Source organism: Leisingera sp. ABM4_060 (assembly GCF_056158765.1).
This window is the reverse complement of sequence record NZ_JBSWTX010000001.1, coordinates 1,844,389-1,865,458: the sequence shown is the minus strand read 5'-3', so window position 1 is coordinate 1,865,458 and position 21,070 is coordinate 1,844,389. Positions and strand designations below refer to the sequence as shown.

The 21,070-nt window shown below is 62.5% G+C and carries 22 protein-coding genes; 18 read left to right on the top strand and 4 right to left on the bottom strand.

The window, feature by feature from the left end; translation table 11 throughout:
- Positions 1–27 precede the first annotated feature (27 nt).
- Positions 28–903, bottom strand: coding sequence for a LysR family transcriptional regulator (locus ACXAEH_RS09245; protein ID WP_475032197.1), 876 nt, complete (start codon positions 901–903; stop codon positions 28–30).
- 121 nt (positions 904–1,024) lie between these two features.
- Between ACXAEH_RS09245 and ACXAEH_RS09240 the strand changes: the two genes are divergently transcribed.
- Together ACXAEH_RS09240 and ACXAEH_RS09235 are read left to right on the top strand one after the other, a co-directional pair.
- On the top strand, positions 1,025–1,981 hold the full coding sequence (locus ACXAEH_RS09240) for an NAD(P)-dependent oxidoreductase (protein WP_475035552.1): 957 nt from the start codon (positions 1,025–1,027) through the stop codon (positions 1,979–1,981).
- A gap of 103 nt (positions 1,982–2,084) precedes the next feature.
- The gene (locus ACXAEH_RS09235; protein WP_475032195.1) at positions 2,085–2,564 is read left to right on the top strand and encodes a hypothetical protein; all 480 of its coding nucleotides are present in this window, start codon (positions 2,085–2,087) and stop codon (positions 2,562–2,564) included.
- A 14-nt stretch (positions 2,565–2,578) separates the two neighbouring features.
- On the opposite strand, the gene ACXAEH_RS09230 is transcribed toward ACXAEH_RS09235, so the two are convergent.
- From ACXAEH_RS09230 to ACXAEH_RS09220, 3 genes are read right to left on the bottom strand one after another with little or no spacing between them, the layout of a single operon-like run.
- Positions 2,579–3,205, bottom strand: a complete 627-nt coding sequence (locus tag ACXAEH_RS09230) for a TadE/TadG family type IV pilus assembly protein (RefSeq protein WP_475032192.1) — start codon at positions 3,203–3,205, stop codon at positions 2,579–2,581.
- A 3-nt stretch (positions 3,206–3,208) separates the two neighbouring features.
- Positions 3,209–3,745, bottom strand: coding sequence for a TadE/TadG family type IV pilus assembly protein (locus ACXAEH_RS09225; protein WP_475032190.1), 537 nt, complete (start codon positions 3,743–3,745; stop codon positions 3,209–3,211).
- Positions 3,742–5,328, bottom strand: a complete 1,587-nt coding sequence (locus ACXAEH_RS09220; protein ID WP_475032188.1) for a pilus assembly protein TadG-related protein — start codon at positions 5,326–5,328, stop codon at positions 3,742–3,744. Before ACXAEH_RS09220 ends, ACXAEH_RS09225 begins: the two co-directional genes overlap by 4 nt.
- 338 nt (positions 5,329–5,666) lie before the next feature.
- Between ACXAEH_RS09220 and ACXAEH_RS09215 the strand changes: the two genes are divergently transcribed.
- The 16 genes from ACXAEH_RS09215 (at position 5,667) to ACXAEH_RS09140 (ending at position 20,989) form a co-directional block, all read left to right on the top strand.
- Positions 5,667–7,097: a Glu/Leu/Phe/Val family dehydrogenase gene (locus ACXAEH_RS09215; protein WP_475032186.1), complete on the top strand. Its 1,431-nt coding sequence runs from the start codon at positions 5,667–5,669 to the stop codon at positions 7,095–7,097.
- Positions 7,098–7,365: 268 nt separating this feature from the next.
- Positions 7,366–8,619: a sarcosine oxidase subunit beta family protein gene (locus ACXAEH_RS09210; protein WP_475032184.1), complete on the top strand. Its 1,254-nt coding sequence runs from the start codon at positions 7,366–7,368 to the stop codon at positions 8,617–8,619.
- 90 nt (positions 8,620–8,709) lie between these two features.
- Entirely contained in the window at positions 8,710–8,979 is a 270-nt protein-coding gene (locus ACXAEH_RS09205; RefSeq protein ID WP_475032182.1) for a sarcosine oxidase subunit delta, read from the top strand.
- Positions 8,976–11,921 carry a sarcosine oxidase subunit alpha family protein gene (locus ACXAEH_RS09200; protein ID WP_475032181.1) on the top strand — a complete coding sequence of 982 codons (2,946 nt, stop codon included), beginning with the start codon at positions 8,976–8,978 and terminating at the stop codon, positions 11,919–11,921. Before ACXAEH_RS09205 ends, ACXAEH_RS09200 begins: the two co-directional genes overlap by 4 nt.
- A complete protein-coding gene (locus ACXAEH_RS09195) occupies positions 11,914–12,459 on the top strand; it encodes a sarcosine oxidase subunit gamma (protein ID WP_475032180.1) in 546 nt (181 codons plus the stop codon). Before ACXAEH_RS09200 ends, ACXAEH_RS09195 begins: the two co-directional genes overlap by 8 nt.
- 38 nt (positions 12,460–12,497) lie before the next feature.
- Positions 12,498–12,836: a hypothetical protein gene (locus ACXAEH_RS09190; RefSeq protein WP_475032178.1), complete on the top strand. Its 339-nt coding sequence runs from the start codon at positions 12,498–12,500 to the stop codon at positions 12,834–12,836.
- Position 12,837: 1 nt separating this feature from the next.
- On the top strand, positions 12,838–14,829 hold the full coding sequence (gene dnaG / locus ACXAEH_RS09185; RefSeq protein WP_475032177.1) for a DNA primase: 1,992 nt from the start codon (positions 12,838–12,840) through the stop codon (positions 14,827–14,829).
- Positions 14,830–14,962: 133 nt separating this feature from the next.
- Positions 14,963–16,951 (top strand): RNA polymerase sigma factor RpoD, encoded by a 1,989-nt coding sequence (rpoD, locus tag ACXAEH_RS09180; RefSeq protein ID WP_475032176.1) that lies wholly within the window; start codon positions 14,963–14,965, stop codon positions 16,949–16,951.
- A gap of 58 nt (positions 16,952–17,009) precedes the next feature.
- A complete protein-coding gene (locus ACXAEH_RS09175) occupies positions 17,010–17,363 on the top strand; it encodes a hypothetical protein (protein WP_475032174.1) in 354 nt (117 codons plus the stop codon).
- A 14-nt stretch (positions 17,364–17,377) separates the two neighbouring features.
- Positions 17,378–17,809 carry a thiol-disulfide oxidoreductase DCC family protein gene (locus tag ACXAEH_RS09170; RefSeq protein WP_475032173.1) on the top strand — a complete coding sequence of 144 codons (432 nt, stop codon included), beginning with the start codon at positions 17,378–17,380 and terminating at the stop codon, positions 17,807–17,809.
- Positions 17,806–18,351 (top strand): DUF4166 domain-containing protein, encoded by a 546-nt coding sequence (locus tag ACXAEH_RS09165; protein WP_475032172.1) that lies wholly within the window; start codon positions 17,806–17,808, stop codon positions 18,349–18,351. Before ACXAEH_RS09170 ends, ACXAEH_RS09165 begins: the two co-directional genes overlap by 4 nt.
- An 86-nt stretch (positions 18,352–18,437) precedes the next feature.
- Entirely contained in the window at positions 18,438–18,734 is a 297-nt protein-coding gene (locus ACXAEH_RS09160; RefSeq protein ID WP_475032171.1) for a hypothetical protein, read from the top strand.
- Between the two features lie 106 nt (positions 18,735–18,840).
- Positions 18,841–19,245: a hypothetical protein gene (locus ACXAEH_RS09155; RefSeq protein WP_475032169.1), complete on the top strand. Its 405-nt coding sequence runs from the start codon at positions 18,841–18,843 to the stop codon at positions 19,243–19,245.
- 350 nt (positions 19,246–19,595) lie between these two features.
- Complete coding sequence (locus ACXAEH_RS09150) at positions 19,596–19,997, top strand: hypothetical protein (RefSeq protein ID WP_475032167.1); 402 nt, start codon at positions 19,596–19,598, stop codon at positions 19,995–19,997.
- A 49-nt stretch (positions 19,998–20,046) separates the two neighbouring features.
- On the top strand, positions 20,047–20,469 hold the full coding sequence (locus ACXAEH_RS09145; protein ID WP_475032166.1) for a hypothetical protein: 423 nt from the start codon (positions 20,047–20,049) through the stop codon (positions 20,467–20,469).
- A gap of 103 nt (positions 20,470–20,572) precedes the next feature.
- Positions 20,573–20,989, top strand: a complete 417-nt coding sequence (locus ACXAEH_RS09140; RefSeq protein ID WP_475032165.1) for a secondary thiamine-phosphate synthase enzyme YjbQ — start codon at positions 20,573–20,575, stop codon at positions 20,987–20,989.
- Positions 20,990–21,070: the final 81 nt, after the last annotated feature.

Genomic DNA, 21,070 nt, shown 5'->3' with positions numbered 1-21,070 from the left:
TGCCCTTGCCAGCGCCGGCAAGGGAGATTAGCTGAACAGGGAAACGATCCAATCGCGGACCATGGCCACCTCGGCGCTGTTAGGGGCCTCGCCGGCGGCTGGCATCAGGTAGTGGCCTTGGCCCATCGGGATTTCGGCCTGCAGCACCGGTGCCAGCCGTCCTTGCAGAAGCGGCAGCTCAGCGTAGCGGTGCATCAGCATCGCCACGCCGGCGCCGGAGGCGGCCATCTCGATCGCTGCCAATGATGTGTCCACATAGAGCGGCGCGCTGCGGTCCTTCAGCGGTACGTTTTCCTGTTCTGACAGCCGCAGCCAATGGTCCTGGTAGCCGTGGATATGGATCAATGTCTGATCAAACAGCTGGTCCACCGAGTGCAGTTGTTGCGCCAACTGCGGCTGGGCCACCGGGATCACGCTTTCGGTCGAAAGCAGATGCGCGCGCCGGTCGAACCAGCCGGAGGGGCCAAGCCGCAGGTCGATGTCCACGTCCTCGTCCTGGGTGCTGTCGGCCCAAACGGCTGAAATCAGCCGGATGCGGATATGCGGGTTGGCTTGATGAAACGCGCCGAGCCGGGGGGCGATCCAGAGAACGGCGGTGGAAACCGGCGCGCGGATCGTCACTGTCCGGGTCTGCACATGGCCCAGCAGTCCGCGGGTGGAATAGGCTATGTCGGTGAGGGCCTGGGCGACCGACGGGTAATAGGCGTGCCCCAGCTCTGTCAGCTCCAGATGGCGGGCGCGGCGGATGAACAAGGTGATGCCAAAGCTTTTCTCCAGGCTGCGGACCTGATGGCTGACGGCGGCCTGGGTCAGCCCCAGCTCCTCGGCCGCGGCGGTAAAGCTTTGCAGGCGGGCGGCGGCTTCAAAGGCGCGCAGCCAGACGAGATTTGGCAGATCGGACATTTGTGTTGCAAAAAATTATGAGGTCAGACCGCGTTATTATTCGTTTTGGTTTTGGCAAAGGTCAAGCTAGCCATAATGCAACGACATACCCCGGGAGGAGACACTCGACATGGCAACGGACATGAAAGTCGGCTTTATCGGCCTTGGCAATGTTGGCGGCAAGCTGGCGGGAAGCCTGGTGCGCAACGGTTTGGATGTGACGGTGCACGATCTGGATGCGGATCTGGTGCAGTCCTTTGTGGATCGCGGCGCCAAGGCGGGCGGCAGCCCGGCACAGATGATGCAGGATTGCGATGCGGTGATCACCTGCCTGCCGAGCCCGGCGGCCTCGGACGCGGTGGTATCCGAAATGATTCCGCATGTGCAGCCCGGCAAGGTCTGGATGGAAATGTCCACCACCGACGTGGAAGAGGTGAAACGCCTCGGCGCGCTGGTGGCAGAGCGCGGCGGCGAGCCGGTCGACTGCCCGGTATCGGGCGGCTGCCACCGGGCGGGCACCGGCAATATCTCGATCTATGCAGGCTGCGAGCGCGCCACCTTTGACCGCATTCTGCCGATCCTGACCACCATGGGCCGCCGTATCCTGCATGTGGGGGAGATCGGCAACTCCTCTACCCTGAAGGTGATGACCAATTACCTGGCCAACATGAACCTGCTGGCGGTCATGGAGGCGCTGACGGTGATGAAGGCCTGCGGCATGGATCTGGGCATGACGTTCGAGGCGATCTCGATGTCCTCGGGCACGTCGTTCGCGCATGAGACCGAAAGCCAGCTGATCCTGTCCGGCTCGCGGGATGTGAACTTCACCATGGATCTGGTGATGAAGGACATCGGGTTGTTCCAGACCCTGGCCGACCGCCACAACGTGCCGCTGGAGCTGTCGCCGCTAATGATCGAGATGATGAAGGACGGTCAGCGCCGCTATGGCGAACGGGCGCAGTCCGACCGGATGATCGAACGCCTGGAAGAGGCCACCGGCCTGTCGATCACCGCGCCGGGCTTTCCGCAGGAACTGATCGACGATGAGCCGGAAGAACCCGGCTACGAGGTGGTCGTGCGCCGCGCTGCTGCGGAATAAGTTTCCCCAAACTGCACGGCTTCAAGCAGCTCCCGCATCTGCGGGGGCTGTTTTCTTTTGCGCTGCCGGTTTATGCCGGGCGGGCAAGCAATGGGAGCAGGTGATGAGCAGCGAAGTCCTGGCAGTAATCGAAGCCTCGGCGCCGCGCCGGGTCATGGGCACGGCGATGCTGGGAGCGGTTGGCTGCATCCTGGTCTATGTGTCGTTCTCGGCACCGCCCTCGCCGGCCTGGCTGGTGTTCCTGCTGGGCGTGGGCGCGGCGGCGCTGTGGCTGGCGGTGCGGATGTGGCAGGCCACGCTGCACCGGATCGAGCTGACGGCAGAAGAGCTGCGCTGCTCCAACGGGCAAGTGATCGTGAAGGTGGCGGAGATCGAAGCCATTGACCGCGGCTTCTTTGCCTTTAAGCCGTCCAACGGCTTTCTGATCCGTACAAGGGCAAGCGGTGCCCGGGCCTGGATGCCGGGGCTGTGGTGGCGTGCGGGCCGCCGGATCGGCATTGGCGGTGTGACGCCGGGATCGCAGGGCAAGGCAATGTCGGAAATCCTGGCCGCACTGCTTGCACAGCGCAGCCAGGATTTGTAGCGGGCCCCGGCCCGTTAATCGATGCCGTCTCCACCGTCATCGTGGTCGCCCGATCCGGTGGCGGTGCCTTCAAAGGCGACCAGCGGCGCAAAGCGCGGGCGGGTGAAGATGAAATTGTCCAGGTCCAGGGTCGGCAGGCCGATGTTGAAGGCCGGTTCCATCTCATTGAAGGTTTCAACAAGGATGACCCGCTCCTGATCCGGCATGTCCGGCAGCTTGCTGGACACGGTGTTGATGGTGCCGTCCGTCCAGATCGTGTTGGCTGTGCCGCGGACTGAGGACCAGTCCACATAATACTGCTCGTCACCCTCGTCCCAGCGGATCACTGATACCCGCAGGCCAAGCTGTGAGTCCGAGCGGATCAGCAGTTGGGCCATTTCGAACATGCTGTCGAGATAGTCGTCGTTGATCGCCGTGGTCTCCCGCGAGATCAGGTCGGAGATCGTGTAGGCTGCCTTGAGGTTGACGCTGTCGCGGCGGAAGGCGTCAAAGAAGGTGTAGATGGAGGCAAACAGGGCCAGCAGCAGCGGCGCGTAGAAGGCAAACTCGATGGAGACGTTGCCATCGGTGCGGCGCAGGAAGGCCTGCAGCCGGCCGGGCGGGGTGTTTGCGGGACGATTGCGTGTCAGGGCTGTCAGCATGGCTTACCTCGGTTCCTGAACAAATGCGGAAGATGCAACCAGGCTGATCCGGCCGTCGGCGTCCTTGTAAAGGCTGTCGCCCAGACCCCAGGTGGGGAAGATCGGCTTGAACTTCATGCAGGCGCGGATCAGCATCAGCTCGTTGGACTGGCCGCTGATGAAGTTGCGGACGGGCTGCACGTCCTCGATGCGGTTGACGCAGTCCGGGTCGGCGTCAATGGGGGTCCAGTTGAACGGGTCGACCTGAACCATTTCCAGCCGCAGCGAAGTGTTGCACTCCTGGATGAAGCCGGAGCGGTCGCAGACCTCGTCGCGGATGTCGTCATGCTGCTGGTCGGCGCCGGTGGACAGGCGGATGTTGCGCACGGTCTGGTCCAGTGCCCGTTCCAGCTGCGAGTGGCGCAGGTTGATCAGTCCGAGCTCCACCGTCGACATCAGGATCATGATGAAGGCGGGGACAAGGATGGCGAACTCCACAGTCGAGCTGCCGTCCTCTTGGGCCCGGAAACGGCGCAGGGCGTTGATATAGCGGCGGGTCATTGGGTCAGCCTCAGCTGGCGGATGGAGGTTGCGATCGAGGCAAAGGCGTCAGCGATCTCGAGCCCGTCCACATCGAAGTAATGGGAGTTGGAGCTGGCGCAGTCCTGCAGCACGGCGACGCCGTTGCTGGGGGCCTCGAAGCCGATGGTGTAGACGATGATCCCCTCGTCCTTGGCTGCCTGGCAGATATTGCGGGTGCGGGTGTTCTTGGTCGAGTTGCCGTAATAATCGTAGACACCGTAGTACCAAACGGACTTTGCGGAACCCAGCCAGCTGAAGATGTTTTTGTATATGTACTTCAGCGGTGTTTCCGCGAATAGGTCAGGGTAGCTGAGCTGCTCCGACTCGTTGCCTTTGTATGGGGTGTTTTTCCAACCGCTGTACCCTTGCCAGCGGTATTGGCCATAGGGCGCGTAATAGCTTGAGTAGACGTCGTCCCCGGCGTGATACCAGACATCAGTGGCACCCTCGCGGTGATCGCTTTCGACATAGTATTGCGAGGTGTTCTGGCCGTCTGTCATCAGTACCAGAACTTTGACGGTGTCGGAGTCCGTATAGGCAGACGGGCGGGCAGAAAAGTCGTTTGGCACATCCCCACCTGTGGCTAGTGCGCTAATGGCCGGACGCGCTGACGGATCCAGCAGCGCTGTGCCCCATTTCATGCCGATGTCGATCGAGGTGTTCCCCCGCGCTTCAAAAGCGTCGATGTAGTTCTTGAGCGTCGTTGCGTCTTTCTGAAACGGCAGGATTTCCCGGCTTGAGTTGTCTTCGCAGACGGGGCTGCCAACCAGCTGAGAGTCATCATCCCGCCGATCCCAGCTGGACCAGGGCGAGAAATGCATTGTCTGTTCCAGCGTTGCGGTTGTCGATAGGCTGGCCGAATTGAAATCCGAAGCGGAGAAGTTCACGCAGTTCGAATAAGAGTGGACGCGCGTTAGGCCGTATTGATTGATCAGGTTCTCCGGCACCGACACTTGGGTCGCATAAGGGATGATGGAGATCGACATTTTGCCGTCAGTGGTGTTGGCCACCATCGTGTCGACAAAATCCTTGGCTGCGATTTGGAGGTTGGTAAGACGGCTGTTGGAGCCCATCGAGCCGGATACATCCAGCACCAGCGAAATCTCGACCCCGTCGATGCTTTCCTCGGCGCGCGAGGTGGCTTTGATCGGCATGTCGCTGCCGCCGGCGAACTTCAGCAGATGGGTCGGGAAGGTGGCGTCGATTGTGGCCTGCACCTTTTTGAAGCCGAGGCCGGATTCCCACCAGGGGGCCTGGTAATAGTCCTGCAGGCCGGATTTGGTGAGATAATCCAGAACCACCGCATCGGGCGAGCTTTGCTGATCAAGGTCGGCCGCGGCCAGGGCGGCGCGGTCCAGCGTGTATTGCAGCATGGTCCGGTCGCGTTCCATCCGCATCAAATCGACGCCGATGCCGCCGACGGCCAGCATTGCAAAGAAGGTTGTGATCATCAGCTTGGCCATCATGCCGTCTTCTTCCTGGCGGAAGGCTTTTGCCTTGGCCAGGCAGCGCAGCACGAGCGGATTGCTCAGCGCTGTGGAATTCTTGTGGCGTGTACTCATCTAAATACCCCCGCCGGCTGCGGAACGGTTCAGCACGGCTTTTAGCAGCGGAATTTACACTTATTAATGCTTGGTAAAGGTGGCGGAATTGGGGCGCCATTGGGCCGAAAAAGCTTCAATTATAATGGTTTAAGTTTTCAATCCGCGTGTTTTCTGTTGTGTTGTTGTGCACATGGCGACAATCGCCTATGCGAAAGCGGCGAATTGTGAACCTTTGGCTAAAATGCGAATCTTTTCGGCTGAAAATGGTCAAAAAGGTCGCACTCCTTAATCTTCTCTGCATAGAGTGAACCCATCATCGGCAGCGAGTTGATGTTTGAGCACGGAGAGAATTTTACATGACCAGCCGCACAGAGCCGAGCTTCCGCGAGAGCGTGGACCTGATGTTTAACCGGGCCGTCAAGCTGATGGACCTGCCGCCCGGGCTGGAAGAGAAGATCCGGGTCTGCAACGCGACCTACACGGTGCGTTTCGGGGTGCGCCTGCGCGGCGCCATGCACACGTTCACCGGTTACCGCTCGGTCCATTCTGAACATATGGAACCGGTGAAGGGCGGCATCCGCTATGCCACCGGGGTGAACCAGGATGAGGTCGAGGCGCTGGCGGCGCTGATGACCTATAAATGCGCCCTGGTGGAGGCGCCGTTCGGCGGCTCCAAGGGCGGTTTGTGCATCGACCCGCGCGAGTATGAAGAGCATGAGCTGGAGCTGATCACCCGCCGCTTTGCCTATGAGCTGGCCAAGCGCGACCTGATCCACCCCTCCCAGAACGTGCCTGCGCCCGACATGGGCACCGGCGAGCGCGAGATGGCCTGGATCGCAGACCAGTACGCACGCATGAACACCACCGACATCAACGCCAAGGCCTGCGTCACCGGCAAGCCGCTGAACGCCGGCGGCATCTCGGGCCGGGTCGAGGCCACGGGCCGCGGGGTGCAATACGCGCTGCAGGAGTTCTTCCGCCATGAGGAAGACAAGGCCGCGGCGGGCCTCACCGGCAAGCTGGATGGCAAGCGGGTGATTGTGCAGGGCCTCGGCAACGTGGGCTATCACGCGGCCAAGTTCCTGTCCGAGGAAGATGGCTCGCGGATCATTGGCATCATCGAACGGGACGGCGGGTTGTTCAACGCCGATGGCCTTGACGTTGAGGCCGTGCGCAACTGGATCGTGAAGCATGGCGGCGTGTCCGGCTATCCTGACGCGCAGTACATGGAAGATGGCGCCGTGCTGCTGGAGGAGGAGTGCGACATCCTGATCCCCGCGGCGCTGGAAGGGGTGATCAACCTCTCTAATGCCGAACGCGTCAAGGCGCCGCTGATCATCGAAGCTGCAAACGGCCCGGTCACTGCCGGCGCCGATGAGATCCTGCGCAAGAAGGGCTGCGTGATCATTCCCGACATGTATGCCAACGCGGGCGGTGTGACGGTGTCCTACTTCGAGTGGGTGAAAAACCTCTCCCACATCCGCTTCGGCCGCATGCAGCGCCGCCAGGAAGAGGCGCGGCACCAGCTGGTGATCGACGAGCTGCAGCGCCTGGACGATGTGATGGGCGATACCTGGTCGATGTCGCCGAACTTCAAGGACAAGTACCTGAAGGGCGCGGGTGAGCTGGAGCTGGTGCGCTCAGGTCTCGATGACACCATGCGGGTGGCCTATCAGTCGATGCGCGAAGTCTGGCACGGCCGGGACGACGTCACCGACCTGCGCACCGCCGCCTATCTGGTGTCGATCGACAAGGTGGCCAAGAGCTATCACGCCAAGGGCCTCTGACCACCAGCAGGCACAGACAGGCATTAAGGGGCAGAGGGGAAACTCTCTGCCCCCTTTCACATGCGCGGCCCGCAATACGTCATCCGGTGTCGCAATTATTACTAGACACAAGTGACCAGTTTGTGTGAATTGCGGCAAAGCCATGCTGAACCGCCGCAAATTGAACCTTGGGGCTAGGAGCGGCAGGCGAAAGCAGTTAGCAATGCCGCCAAGGCCCGGGCCGCAGATTTTCCGGGCAGCGGAAAGCGATTTGACGGGGAGGGACGACATGCGGTTTTCGGGCTGGCGTGTGCTCAAAGAGGGGCTCACCGGAAACAAGGGGTGGAAGCCCCATTGGCGGGACCCTGAGCCCAAATCCGAATATGACGTGGTGATCATCGGCGGCGGCGGCCACGGGCTGGCGACCGCTTACTACCTGGCCAAGGAGCATGGCATCACCAATGTCGCGGTGCTGGAGAAGGGCTATCTCGGCGGCGGCAACGTGGGGCGCAACACCACCATCGTGCGCGCCAACTACTATCTGCCGGGCAACTCGGAGTTTTATTCCCACTCGCTGAAACTGTGGGAAGGGATGGAGCAGGACCTGAACTACAATGCGATGATGTCCCAGCGCGGCATCCTCAACCTGTTCCACAATGACGGCCAGCGCGATGCCGCGGTGCGCCGGGGCAATTCGATCGTCAACCAGGGCGATGATGCCGAGATCCTGAGCCGCGAGCAGGTGCGCGAATTGGCGCCGTTCCTGAATTTCGACAACAACCGCTTTCCGATCATGGGCGGGCTGATGCAGCGCCGGGCGGGCACCGCGCGCCATGACGCGGTGGCCTGGGGCTATGCCCGCGGTGCCGATATGCGCGGGGTGGATCTGATCCAGAACTGCGAAGTGACCGGCATCGACGTGGAAGGCGGCAAAGTCGTGGGAGTGCAGACCGCACGCGGCCCGATCCGCGCCAAGAAGGTGGCGCTGGCCGCTGCGGGCCGCTCCGGCCAGGTGGCGGCGATGGCAGGGCTGACGCTGCCGATCGAGAGCCATGTGCTGCAGGCCTTTGTCTCAGAAGGGCTGAAGCCGATTGTCGACCACGTGATCACCTTTGCCGAAGGGCATCTGTACATCAGCCAGTCCGACAAGGGCGGCATGGTGTTCGGCAGCTACCTGGATTTCTACAGCTCTTACGCCGCGCGGGGGAACCTGCCGATGGTGGAGCACACGATGGAGAGTTTTGTGGCCATGGTGCCGGCGCTGAGCAAGGCGCGTTTGCTGCGCAGCTGGGGCGGCATCATGGACATGACGCCGGACGGATCACCCATCATCGACCATTCGCCCATTGACGGGCTCTACCTGAATTGCGGCTGGTGTTATGGCGGCTTCAAGGCGACGCCGGGCTCGGGCCATGTTTACGCGCATCTGATCGCGACAGACCGGCCGCATGGCGCAGCCACGAAACTGAAGCTGGACCGCTTCCGCAGCGGCGTGGGCCTGATGGATGAGGAGGGGACCGGTGCGCAGCATAACCTGCATTGATTTCGCCTCTGCCGCGGCAGGGGGCGCTGCCCCCTCGGCCTTGCGGCCTCACCCCTGGAGTATTTTTGGAAAGATGAAAGGGCGCTGGTCATGAGGATCACTTGTCCGGTCTGCGGTGAGAGGGATCGCCGCGAGTTTTATTATAAAGGGGCTGCGCTGGTGCGCCCGGCGGAGGGCGCGGATCTGGATGCCTGGCATGAATATGTGCATCTGCGCGAGAACCCGGCAGGGCCGCTGGATGAGCTGTGGTATCACGAGATGGGCTGCAATTCCTGGCTGAAGGTCACCCGCAATACCGCGACCCATGAGATTCTGGACGTGCAGCTGGCCTCCGAGGCTGGCTTGGGAGGTGAGAAATGAGACTTCCCGGCAAAGGTTTGAATCAGGGCGCCAAGCCTATCACCTTTGGCTTCAATGGCCGCCACATGATGGGGCTGGAAGGCGACACGCTGGCCTCGGCGCTGCTGGCCAATGACGTGCATCTGATGGGGCGGTCGTTCAAATACCACCGCCCGCGCGGGGTGCTGACCGCGGGCAGCGAGGAGCCGAATGCGCTGGTGACCGTTGGCACCGGCGGCGAGCAGGACCCGAACATCCGCGCCACCCAGCAGGAACTGTTCGAAGGGCTGGAGGCGCGCAGCCAGAACTGCTGGCCTTCGGTTGAACGCGACGTGATGGCGGTGAACGACCTGGCGGCGCCATTCTTTGGCGCGGGGTTCTACTACAAGACCTTCATGTGGCCGGCGGCCTTCTGGGAGAAAGTATACGAGCCGATGATCCGCAATGCGGCCGGATTGGGGGCGCTGTCGGGCGAGGCGGACCGCGACACTTATGAGAAGGCCTTTGCCTTCTGTGATGTGCTGGTAATCGGCTCCGGGCCTGCGGGTTTGATGGCAGCGCTGACCGCGGGCCGTGCCGGGGCGGATGTGATCTTGTGTGAGGAAGACAGCCGCATGGGCGGGCGCCTGCTGGCGGAGCGTGAAGAGATTGGCGGCAAGCCGGGCTATGAGTGGGCCGCCGAGGTGCTGGCTGAGCTGGAGGCGATGGACAATGTGCGGCTGATGACCCGCACCGCTGTCACCGGCGCCTATGACCAGGGCACCTATGGCGCGCTGGAGCGGGTCTCGCACCATCTGCCGCGGCGGCATTCGTTGAAGGGCAGCCATCTGCCGCGCGAATGCTACTGGCGGATTGCGGCCAAACACGCGGTGCTGGCGGCAGGCGCGATCGAGCGGCCTGTGGCGTTCCGCAACAATGACCGCCCTGGCATCATGATGGCCGGCGCCGTGCGCGCCTATCTGAACCGCTGGGGCGTGGCGCCGGGCGAGCGGGTGACGCTGTTTGCCAACAACGATCAGGCACACCGGACGGCGCGGGATCTGCATGACGCAGGCGTGCATATCGCCGCCGTGATCGACAGCCGCCATGACGCGCCGGTGGACGGCCCGTATCAGGTAATCAAGGGCGCGCAGGTTTGCGGCAGTTCGGGCCGCCAGCGTGTCGAGAGCATCACCGTGCGCTCAGTGAAAGGCGAGGAGAAGATCCAGACCGACTGCCTGGCGATGTCCGGCGGCTGGAACCCTTCTGTGCACCTGACCTGCCATTTGAACAGCCGCCCGCAGTGGAACCGCGAAGCGCTGGCCTTTGTACCGACCGAGGGCGCAGTGCCTGGCATGGTTACAGCAGGCGCCTGTAACGGCACCTTCTCGACCGCTGGTGCGCTGCGCGAGGGCGCTGAGGCTGCTAGCAAGGTGCTGGAGGCGCTGGGCCTGAAATCTGGGGCTGCCGATCTGCCGGATGCCGAGGATGATCCCTACCGCATCGCTGCCCTTTGGGCGGTGCCGGGCAAGGGGCGCGCCTGGCTCGATTTCCAGAACGACGTGACCGTCAAGGATGTGAAGCAGGCGGCCACCGAGAATTTCCGCTCGGTCGAGCATATGAAGCGCTATACCACCCAAGGCATGGCGACCGATCAGGGCAAGAACTCCAACGTGGCGGCGCTGGCGGTGCTGGCGGATGCCACCGGGCGGACAATCCCCGAGACCGGCACCACCACCTTCCGCCCGCCTTTCGTGCCGGTGTCGCTGGGGGCAATGGGGGCAGGGGCCACAGATGAGGGCTTCAAGCCGCAGCGGTTCCTGACCTCGCATGGCGAGAGCGACAATCGCGGCGCGCATCAGCTGGAGGTGGGCCTGTGGTACCGGGCCGCCTATTTCCCGCAGCCGGGCGAGACCAATTGGCGCCAGTCCTGCGACCGCGAGGTGACGCTGGTGCGCAATGCGGTGGGCATCTGCGATGTGTCCACCCTGGGCAAGATCGACATCCAGGGCGCCGATGCGGGCAAGTTCCTGGATTTCCTCTACACCAACACCTTCAGCACGCTGAAGGTCGGCAAGGTCCGCTATGGGCTGATGCTGCGTGAAGACGGCTTTGTCATGGATGACGGCACGACTGCGCGGCTGGGGGAGAACCATTTTGTCATGACCACCACCACCGCCGCGGCGGGGCAGGTGATGGCGCATATGGAGTTTGTGTCCCAGGCGCTCTACCCGGAATGGGACGTGCGCTTCACCTCGGTGACAGAGCAGTGGGCGCAGTTTGCCGTCGCCGGGCCGAAGTCGCAGGAACTGCTGAACGGCCTGCTGGACGAGGATGTGAACGGCGAGACCTGGCCCTTCATGGGCTGCGGCGAGGCGACTGTGCTGGGCGTCAAGGGCCGCTTGTTCCGGATCTCCTTCTCGGGTGAGCATGCCTATGAGGTTGCGGTGCCTGCGCGCTATGGCGAGGCTCTGTTCCGCGAGCTGCTGAAGCGGGCCGAGGCGATGGGCGGCGGTGCCTATGGCATGGAGGCGCTGAATGTTCTGCGGATCGAGAAAGGGCTGATTACCCATGCCGAGATCAACGGTACCGTGACCGCCTTTGACCTGGGCCTGCAGGGGATGATGTCCAAGAAGAAGGATTTCCTGGGTAAGCCTATGTCCACCCGTGAGGGGCTGATGGCCGAAGACCGGATGCGTCTGGTGGGCCTGAAACCGGTGGGCGCGGCCAAGGAAATCACCGCAGGCGCCCATCTGTTCACGCCCGGCGACCCGGTGGAGCGGATCTATGATCAGGGTTATGTGACCTCGGCCGGCTATTCACCGACTTTGGGGCATCCGATCGGCCTGGCGTTTCTGAAGGAAGGCCCGGACCGGATCGGCGAAACCGTGCGCCTGGTCGACCATATGCGCGGTGTCGATACCCTGTGCGAGGTTGTCTCGCCTGTGTTCTTTGACCCGGAAGGAGGGCGTGCTCGTGGCTGAACTGATTGCAAAAAGCCCCTGTGAAGGGCTGGTTCCGGCAACCATCGGCGGCATGAGCCTGACCGAAGAACACCCCGGCAACATGTGGGCGGTGGCGCCTTTCAAAGGCCAGCAGGACAAGCTGAGCAAGGCGCTGGAGGCGGCCCATGGCATGGCGTTTCCGGCCCCGAACCGGGCGACCGGCAAGGCGGGCAGCCGGGCTGTCTGGTTCGGCCGGGACATGGCGCTGCTGATGGGGCCGGTGCCGGATGCCAAGCTGGCAAAACATGCAGCGCTGACCGATCAGAGCGACGCCTGGGCGGTGGTGAAACTGGAGGGCAAGGGCGCCGAGGAGGTGCTGGCGCGGCTGGTGCCTGTGGATCTGCGGAACCAGGTCTTCAAGCGCGGCCATACGGTGCGGGCGGAGCTGAAGCATATGATGGCGTCTGTCACCCGCACCGGCCCGCAGGTGTTCCAGATCATGGTGTTCCGCTCGATGGCAAAAACGCTTGTGCATGATTTGAAAACAGCCATGGAAGCCGTGGCGGCGCGGGGGTAATCTTTCGGGAATCACCAACTGATTCCCGGAGCGCATCTATGATCCGCATCGCCCTTGCAGCCGCCTTGCTGGCGGCTCCGGCCTATGCTTCTGAAACCAAAGAAGAAAGCTGCAAATACCAGGGCCAGGTCATGGCCGCGGTGCAGCAGGCGCGGCTGGACCGGGTGAAGCAGGAAGAGGTGGAGCAGGTCATTCTGGACAGCGAGCCGGAATGGCCCGAAGCCTTCTCCAACGCGATCCCGCAGCTGGCCTCCCACGTCTACGCGATGAAGCGGCGCGACCTGAAAGGCGTGGACCTTGGCGCGGCTTTCGAGGAGCAGTGCCTGCAGAACTGGGACCAGATCCAGGCGATGCAGCAGCAGCTGCAGTCGAACTGACATGTCGCTGCCGCCCGGTTTTCTGGATGAATTGCGCACCCGCATCAGCATCTCTGATGTTGTCGGGCGCAAGGTCATGTGGGACCAGCGCAAATCACAGCCGGGCAAGGGCGATTACTGGAGCCCGTGCCCGTTCCACCATGAAAAGACCGCCTCCTTTCACGTCGAGGACCGCAAGGGGTTTTATTACTGTTTCGGCTGCCACGCCAAGGGCGACGCGTTGAAGTTTGTCCAGGAGACCGAGAATGTCGGTTTCATGGAGGCGGTGGAAATCCTGGCGCAGGAAGCGGGCATGGAGATGCCCAAGCGCGACCCGCGCGCGCAGGAGAAACAGGACCGCCGGGCGCTGCTGGCAGATGTCATGGAGCAGGCGGTGCAGTTCTTCCGCCTGCAACTGAAAACCGGGGCGGCGCAGGATGCCCGCGCCTATCTGCAGCGCCGGGGGATGATGGTACAGGCGCTGGACCGCTGGGAAATCGGCTTTGCCCCGGATGGCTGGCAGAACCTGTGGGATGCTTTGCGCGGCAAGAACGTGCCAGAGGATCTGATCATCGGTGCGGGTCTGGCCAAGCCCTCGAACAAAGGCGGCAAGCCCTATGACACCTTCCGCAACCGGATCATGTTCCCGATCCGCGATGCGCGCGGCCGGGCGATTGCCTTTGGCGGCCGGGCGATGGACCCGAACGACAACGCCAAATACCTGAACTCGCCCGAGACAGAGCTGTTCGACAAGGGCCGCAGTCTTTATAACCACGGGCCTGCGCGCGCCGCCTCGGGGCGCGGTTCCACGCTGGTGGTGGCCGAAGGCTATATGGATGTGATCGCGCTGGCGGAGGGCGGTTTCCAGTCTTCGGTGGCGCCGCTCGGGACCGCAATCACTGAAAACCAGCTGCAGATGCTGTGGCGGATGTCGGATGAGCCGGTCATCGCGCTGGACGGCGACAAGGCAGGCCTGCGTGCGGCCATGCGGCTGATCGACCTGGCGCTGCCCCTGCTGGAGGCGGGCAAGTCGCTGCGCTTTGCCATCATGCCTGAGGGCAAGGACCCGGACGATATGATCCGCTCCGAAGGCCCTGAAGCGGTGCAGGCGGTGCTGGATCAGGCGATGCCGATGGTCAAACTGCTGTGGCAGCGCGAGACCGAAGGCAAGGTCTTCGACAGCCCGGAGCGCAAGGCGGCACTGGACAAAAGCCTGCGCGAGAAGATCAAGCTGATCCGCGACCCCTCGATCCGCAAACACTACGGCGAAGACGTCAAGGAGATGCGATGGCAGCTGTTCCGCGGCAGCCGTGACAGCGGCAGCTATCAGCAGCGGGGCGGCAAGGGCGGCGGCTTCCGTGACGGCGCCCGCGCGCCCTGGAAACCGGGCAAGGGCTTTGGCCCGATCCCGCAGCCGCGGGCAACCACAAGGGCCTCGCTGGTGGCGGGGGCGGATGATGAATCATTTGCATCTATGCGCGAAGCGGTGATCCTGGCCACGGCCATCACCACGCCGGATGTGATCCCGGAGTTTGAGACCAGCCTGGAGCGCTTGCACTGCGCGGACCCGGACCTGGCGGCCCTGCGCGATATGGTGCTGCGCCACGGGATCAGCGCTCCGGACCGGCTGCGGGAGGAAATTGACTGGTCTTTGGGGCCCCATGCCCTTGAAAACCTCTTTGCCCTTCGCCATGTCGCAATCATCCCCTGCCTGCGCAAACCCGGCGACACTGAACTGGCCAGCATGACCCTGGCCGAGGAGCTCGCAAAACTCGAAGCGCGGCGCGGGCTGGACGCGGAACTGGCGGAAGCCGAAGAAGATTTGGACGGGCTTGCGGATGAGGCGCTGACCTGGCGGCTGCGGCAGGCGGCTGAGGCCAAGAACAAAGCCGTGCGCAGCGAAAATGAGGACAAGGCAACCTATGACGTGGGCAAGAATGGCGCGCGGCTCAACCGGGATGAGCGCGACGCCTTCGGCGCCCTTTTGGACCGGATCGGCTTCTCCGAGAAGTAACACGCGGGGTGATTCTGCGTTTTGCTAAGGAAGAGCACAGGAAAATTGGGTAAACGGGGTGACGAATCAGATGATCGCGCTAATGATTCGCCTCAGCGAATCGACCCCCGCAGCCCCTGATATGGAGCAATGAATGGCCGCCAAAGACACCGACGACCGCAAACCTGACGATCAGGACGCCGAAATCTCGCTGGATATGAGCCAAGCCGCGGTCAAGAAGATGATCGCCGAGGCCCGCGAGAAGGGCTACATCACTTATGATCAGCTCAACCAGGTGCTGCCGCCGGATCAGGTCAATTCGGAACAGATCGAAGACGTGATGTCGATGCTCAGCGAAATGGGCATCAACATCATTGAGGACGAAGAAGCCGAAGAGGAAGAACAGAAGGGTTCGACCGAACTGGCCACCACCGAGGGCCCGCGCGAGGTTGCGCTGGCTGGTGCTCAGACCGAAAAGCTGGACCGCACCGACGACCCTGTGCGCATGTACCTGCGCGAGATGGGCTCGGTGGAGCTGTTGTCCCGTGAAGGCGAGATCGCGATTGCGAAACGCATCGAGGCGGGCCGCAACACGATGATCGCGGGCCTCTGCGAAAGCCCGCTGACCTTCCAGGCGATCACCATCTGGCACGACGAACTTCTGTCCGAGGACATTCTCCTGCGCGACGTCATCGACCTGGAGGCCACCTTTGGCAACCAGATGGATGAAGACGGCGAAGAGGAAGAGCCGGTTGTTGACACCTCCGCAGTGCAGGCGGCCAAGCCTGTCGCCAAGGAGGAAACCCAGGAGCTCGACGCCGACGGCAACCCGATTGCCAATGATGACGACGATGACGACGACGATCAGGCCAACATGTCGCTGGCCGCGATGGAAGCTGCGCTGAAAGACCGGGTGCTGGTCACCCTGGAGCGGATCTCCACCGACTTCGCCGAGCTCAGCGAAATGCAGGACAGCCGGATTTCGGCCACCCTGAACGAGGACGGCTCCTTCAGCGCGCAGGACGAGGCGCGCTATCAGTCGCTGCGCTCGGAAATCGTCGAGCTGGTGAACGGGCTGCATCTGCACAACAACCGTATCGAAGCGCTGATCGACCAGCTCTACGGCATCAACCGCCGCGTCATGCAGATCGACAGCTCGATGGTGAAGCTGGCCGACCAAGCCCGCATCAACCGCCGCGAGTTCATCGACGCCTACCGCGGCCGCGAGCTGGACCCGAACTGGCTGTCTGAGATGGGCGAAAAGCCGGGCCGCGGCTGGCAGATGTTCATTGAACGCTCCACCGACAAAGTCGAGGAACTGCGCGCCGACATGGCGCAGGTCGGCCAGTATGTCGGTCTGGATATCTCGGAATTCCGCCGCATCGTGCAGCAGGTCCAGAAGGGCGAAAAAGAAGCCCGCCAGGCCAAGAAGGAAATGGTCGAGGCCAACCTGCGCCTGGTGATTTCGATTGCCAAGAAATACACCAACCGCGGGTTGCAGTTCCTGGACCTGATCCAGGAGGGCAACATCGGCCTGATGAAGGCGGTGGACAAGTTCGAATACCGCCGCGGCTACAAGTTCTCGACCTATGCGACCTGGTGGATCCGCCAGGCCATCACCCGTTCGATTGCCGACCAGGCCCGCACCATCCGGATTCCGGTCCACATGATCGAGACCATCAACAAGCTGGTCCGCACCGGCCGCCAGATGCTGCACGAGATCGGCCGCGAGCCGACGCCGGAGGAACTGGCGGACAAGCTGCAGATGCCGCTGGAAAAGGTCCGCAAGGTGATGAAGATCGCCAAGGAGCCGATCTCGCTGGAAACCCCGATCGGGGACGAGGAAGATTCGCAGCTGGGCGATTTCATCGAGGACAAGAATGCGGTGCTGCCGCTCGACAGCGCCATTCAGGAAAACCTCAAGGAAACCACCACCCGGGTTCTGGCCTCGCTCACCCCGCGTGAGGAGAGGGTCCTGCGGATGCGTTTCGGCATCGGCATGAACACCGACCACACGCTGGAGGAAGTCGGCCAGCAGTTCAGCGTGACCCGCGAACGGATCCGCCAGATTGAGGCGAAGGCGCTCAGGAAACTGAAGCACCCCAGCCGCTCGCGCAAGCTGCGCAGCTTCCTGGACCAGTAAATTTTAGGGCGCCCCGCGGGGCGCCTTTTCATTTTGAAGAGGCAATTTTGAGGAATTTATGGCGAATAACGAATATTGGGCAAAGAGAATAATCCATGCATATGCTGAACTGAGGCAATCCAGTGAACAGGTTTTTGTCTCATATGGAGAAATGGCTGAGCTGATTGGGCGTAAGGGTGAGCACAGGCTGCTTGGCGCTCCTCTGGATTTGGTGCGCGCGATCTGTGAGCAGGCAAACTTGCCTGACGTTGCAACCGTTGTGGTGGATCAGAAGAGTTTAAGATCAGGGGAAATGAAACCCTCGCCGAAAGCCATGGACAAATACGGCGGGTGGCCCGGACTGAGATCAGAGCAGGGACGTGTTTTGGCGTACAATTGGAGTGCGGCTGAAGTTGAAGAAGTGGTCGCTTGAAGTGGTATTGAACGGTGGGAAACACTCGGCTGACACATAGCAATCTCATCGTCTTCGACGGCGAATGCGTGCTGTGTTCGCGGTTTTTCCAGTTCATGCTGCGGCATGACCGCGAGGAACGGTTTTCCTTTGCCACCGCGCAATCGCCGCTGGGGCAGCGGCTTTACCGGGAGCTTGGCCTGCCCACGGATGAGTTTGAGACCAACCTGGTGATCGTCGATGGCCGCACCCATCAGCGGCTGGATGCCTTTGCCGCCGCGATGCGGGTGCTGCCCTGGCCCTGGCGGCTGCTGTCTGTCTGCCGTTTCCTGCCAGGGTGGTTGAAGGATCCGCTCTATTTCAGCGTCGCCCGCAACCGGTACCGGCTGTTCGGCCGGTTTGGCAGCTGCATGATCCCCGGCCCCAAGGTCCGCGCCCGCTTTGCCGAGGGGGGATTGGGGGCATGAGGGACGCCTTTGGCGACATCATTGCTGCTGGAAAGCTGGACGTGCCGCCGGTGCTGATGCGGTTTCATGCGGAGCCGCCTGCACATTGCGAGGGCATCGTCACAGTCGAGGGCGGCACCCGCTGGGCCCGGCTTCTGGCCGCCCTCGCAGGCTTCCCGCCGCCGATGGCGCAAACCCGGTTCCGGCTGGACGTCACGCCGCAGGGCAGGGGTCATATCTGGCAGCGCAGTTTTGGCAATCACCGGACCCGCTCACACCTGCGCTTTGATCCGCGCAGAGGCCGGGCCTTGGAACGGTTCGGACCTGTCGAGCTGGAACTCAGTGCCAGCTTGCAGCAGGGCGCACTGCTGGTTTCGGTGGAATACGTGCGGCTGTTCGGCCTGGCTCTGCCCCGCGCGCTGTGCCCGCACAGCGCGTCGGTGGAATATGAGACGCCAGAGGGGCATCTGGGCTTTGATATCTCCGCCAGCCTGCCGCGCATTGGGCTTCTGGTGCGGTATCATGGCTATCTGGTGCTGCCAGACCTGGATCTCAGGCGTTAACCATTTGGTAACCCCGCCATTGTCCGGCCAGTGTGCAGCCCATAAAATTGCACGCATCGCCGTTTACCACTTCCGGGGGGAAGAAGATGTCTGCTCATACCGATCTGAACGAGGCGCTGCTGGCGCTGACCGGCAAGCTCCAGTCGCTGAACGACCTGGTCACGGCCAACCGGTTCATGGTCGAGGCGCTGGCGGAACAGGGCGGCACGTTGAAGCAGTTGGATGGCCCGGAGACCAAGGATTTGCTGCGCAGGCAGGCGCGGGACAGGTTTCATCCCGAAACCGGCTCCGCGCCCAATGCAGCGGCGCTGGCCATCCTGGAAGAAGTGCTCGGCCGCCAGCCGCAAAGCGCCGAGATCATCCCGTTTCCCGCACGCGCCTGAGCCTGCGTTCCACACATCTGCGAGAGGCCGGGGCAAAACCGGCTCATGCCTCTTGGAGCCCCTGCATGCAGTCCCTATGTTGAGGAGAACACAGGGATATTTTCGCATGAAAAACCTCATTTCCGCATTCGGCCTGGCCTGTCTCACCGCGCTTCCCGCCACTGCTGCAGATGCTTTTACCACCAGCCGCGGCGTACGGGTTCTGCCGGTCAACGACGTGGTCTATGAGGTGGTTCCGCGCGGGGCAGGCGGCACTTGGGACTATTGGTGCGCGGCTGCAGAATATGCCCGCCGTGAGCTGGGGGCCGGCTGGGCTGACAAATTCTACGTCGTGCGCGGGCGCGACGTCAGCGTGACCACCGGCCGCCGTTCTTCGGTCCAGTTCACTCTGTATCCGGAGCGGGCCGGCGTGCCGCCCAAAAACGGCTGGCTCTCACTGGGGTTCCGCCCCGGCGAGAGCATGTCGGTGCAGCGCGGATATGGTTACTGCGCACCAAACTCTGTGCTGTAGGCGGGGCGGGATTCAAAAGATCCGCCTTCAGGCTGCATGGGGCGGCCGCCACAGAGCTCGCGTGGTGGCATACCGCGCTTCGCTGCCGGATGTTCTTTCTGTACTGCCGCAAGGGGGAGGCGTGTCCGCCGATACCTGTCATGATGCGCCTGAAGGCGGCGGAGCGTGTTCGGGCCAGGACTTCGGCAAGCATCTGTGAAACCATACCTTTTCATCCGGTAAAGTGACAGTGGCGGTTTTGTGATGCCGCTGCACGGCAGTGTGACTGGTATGTGTTTCCGGTCTTCTTACTTTTTTCAGTACCTGCCTGGGTGGCAGGCACCACTCACAAAGACTGAAAGGGGTCTGACATGAAAACCTGGATTGCTGCCCTGTCTCTTGCCGCTGCGCTGCCAGTTGTGCTGCCGGAGCCGGCCGCGGCCTGGAATGACCGGCGGGCGGCACGTATCAACACGGTTTCGCAAGATGTTTTCGAAGTTGTTCCTGGGATCGCTTCCGGACGGATATTCTGGTGCGCTGCAGCCGATCACGCGCAGCGCACGCTCAAGGCGCCATGGAACGCCGACCTGTATATCACCCGCGGGCTGGGGCCCAGCGAAACCACCGGCAGGGTCTCCTCCGTGCAGTTCACGCTGAACGCGGATTTGGCACCGGCGGCGAGCCGTGGCAATATCAACAGCCTGGAGGCCGGCCAAAGCCTGAGCGTGCAGCGGGCTTATGATTATTGTTTCCGGCTGCCGGGCAGGCGTTGAATGCCGTCCCGCTCATGGGCTGGGCGCGGTGCAGGAAAGGAGAACAGAGATGAATTTCCGCAGATGCTTCATTGCCGGGCTGACTGGCGCTGTTCTTCTTTTGCCCGCGGCGGCCTCAGCCTGGCGGGCACTGAACCGCCATGAGGTGCTGCCGGTGTCGCAAGGCGTGTGGGAAGTGGTAAGCCGGGTCGGCTCCGGCGCGCAGGACTACTGGTGCGGGATTGGCGATTTTGCCATCCGGCAGCTGCGCGCGCCGGTCAATCAGCGCATTTATGTCTGGCGGGGCGTCGGCCCGTCGGTGAACCGCCCTGGCCGCAAGGCGGTGCAGTTTGCCTTTGGCGCACCGCCCGGCGCGGACACTTCATCGCGCCTGTCGCTGAATATCCGCGAGCCGGGTGATAACCTCATGGTCTCCTCGGCGCAGACCTATTGCTACGACTATCTGCCCGGGAAGGATCCCTTCCGCTGGTAAGCAGCCTCTGCGGTGCTGACCCTGCCCTGACTGGCTGGTGTTGCCAGGGTGGCCCTGTCTGACCCGTCTTGCCCGCCGGGGTGCTTTCGGCCACAAAGGCCTCATGCAGCATGAATTCACCATCCAGACGCGCGGCCAGGGGCTGTATGAGTTCACCCGCGAAGTGCGGGGATGGCTGGCAGAGGCCGGCAGGCAGGACGGCCTTCTGACACTTTTTGTCCGCCACACTTCCTGCTCGCTGCTGATCCAGGAAAATGCCGATCCCGAAGTGCAGACCGATCTGCAGGCCTTTTTCTCCCGCCTGGTGCCGCCCTCCAGCGACCCTTCGATGGCTTACCTGCGCCATACCTATGAGGGCCCGGACGACATGCCTGCCCATATCAAGGCAGCCATGATGCCGGTGAGCCTGTCCATTCCGGTCAGCCGCGGCGCACCGGTGCTGGGGACTTGGCAGGGCATCTACCTGTTTGAGCACCGCGACGCGCCGCACCAGCGGCGGGTGGCCGCCCATCTGGGTTGAACCTCTTTATCTAGCGGCAAAAAATCCCCTCTACCCAAATTCTGGAGGGTGGCCTATAGTTGTGGATAACCGGGCAGGCCC

Excerpts from the sequence above, each read along its gene's own strand:
- ACXAEH_RS09245 (WP_475032197.1), bottom strand. The coding sequence starts at position 903 with ATGTCCGATCTGCCAAATCTCGTCTGGCTGCGCGCCTTTGAAGCCGCC.
- ACXAEH_RS09240 (WP_475035552.1), top strand. The coding sequence starts at position 1,025 with ATGAAAGTCGGCTTTATCGGCCTTGGCAATGTTGGCGGCAAGCTGGCG.
- ACXAEH_RS09235 (WP_475032195.1), top strand. The coding sequence starts at position 2,085 with ATGAGCAGCGAAGTCCTGGCAGTAATCGAAGCCTCGGCGCCGCGCCGG.
- ACXAEH_RS09230 (WP_475032192.1), bottom strand. The coding sequence starts at position 3,205 with ATGCTGACAGCCCTGACACGCAATCGTCCCGCAAACACCCCGCCCGGC.
- ACXAEH_RS09225 (WP_475032190.1), bottom strand. The coding sequence starts at position 3,745 with ATGACCCGCCGCTATATCAACGCCCTGCGCCGTTTCCGGGCCCAAGAG.
- ACXAEH_RS09220 (WP_475032188.1), bottom strand. The coding sequence starts at position 5,328 with ATGAGTACACGCCACAAGAATTCCACAGCGCTGAGCAATCCGCTCGTG.
- ACXAEH_RS09215 (WP_475032186.1), top strand. The coding sequence starts at position 5,667 with ATGACCAGCCGCACAGAGCCGAGCTTCCGCGAGAGCGTGGACCTGATG.
- ACXAEH_RS09210 (WP_475032184.1), top strand. The coding sequence starts at position 7,366 with ATGCGGTTTTCGGGCTGGCGTGTGCTCAAAGAGGGGCTCACCGGAAAC.
- ACXAEH_RS09205 (WP_475032182.1), top strand. The coding sequence starts at position 8,710 with ATGAGGATCACTTGTCCGGTCTGCGGTGAGAGGGATCGCCGCGAGTTT.
- ACXAEH_RS09200 (WP_475032181.1), top strand. The coding sequence starts at position 8,976 with ATGAGACTTCCCGGCAAAGGTTTGAATCAGGGCGCCAAGCCTATCACC.
- ACXAEH_RS09190 (WP_475032178.1), top strand. The coding sequence starts at position 12,498 with ATGATCCGCATCGCCCTTGCAGCCGCCTTGCTGGCGGCTCCGGCCTAT.
- dnaG (WP_475032177.1), top strand. The coding sequence starts at position 12,838 with ATGTCGCTGCCGCCCGGTTTTCTGGATGAATTGCGCACCCGCATCAGC.
- rpoD (WP_475032176.1), top strand. The coding sequence starts at position 14,963 with ATGGCCGCCAAAGACACCGACGACCGCAAACCTGACGATCAGGACGCC.
- ACXAEH_RS09175 (WP_475032174.1), top strand. The coding sequence starts at position 17,010 with ATGGCGAATAACGAATATTGGGCAAAGAGAATAATCCATGCATATGCT.
- ACXAEH_RS09165 (WP_475032172.1), top strand. The coding sequence starts at position 17,806 with ATGAGGGACGCCTTTGGCGACATCATTGCTGCTGGAAAGCTGGACGTG.
- ACXAEH_RS09160 (WP_475032171.1), top strand. The coding sequence starts at position 18,438 with ATGTCTGCTCATACCGATCTGAACGAGGCGCTGCTGGCGCTGACCGGC.
- ACXAEH_RS09155 (WP_475032169.1), top strand. The coding sequence starts at position 18,841 with ATGAAAAACCTCATTTCCGCATTCGGCCTGGCCTGTCTCACCGCGCTT.
- ACXAEH_RS09150 (WP_475032167.1), top strand. The coding sequence starts at position 19,596 with ATGAAAACCTGGATTGCTGCCCTGTCTCTTGCCGCTGCGCTGCCAGTT.
- ACXAEH_RS09145 (WP_475032166.1), top strand. The coding sequence starts at position 20,047 with ATGAATTTCCGCAGATGCTTCATTGCCGGGCTGACTGGCGCTGTTCTT.
- ACXAEH_RS09140 (WP_475032165.1), top strand. The coding sequence starts at position 20,573 with ATGCAGCATGAATTCACCATCCAGACGCGCGGCCAGGGGCTGTATGAG.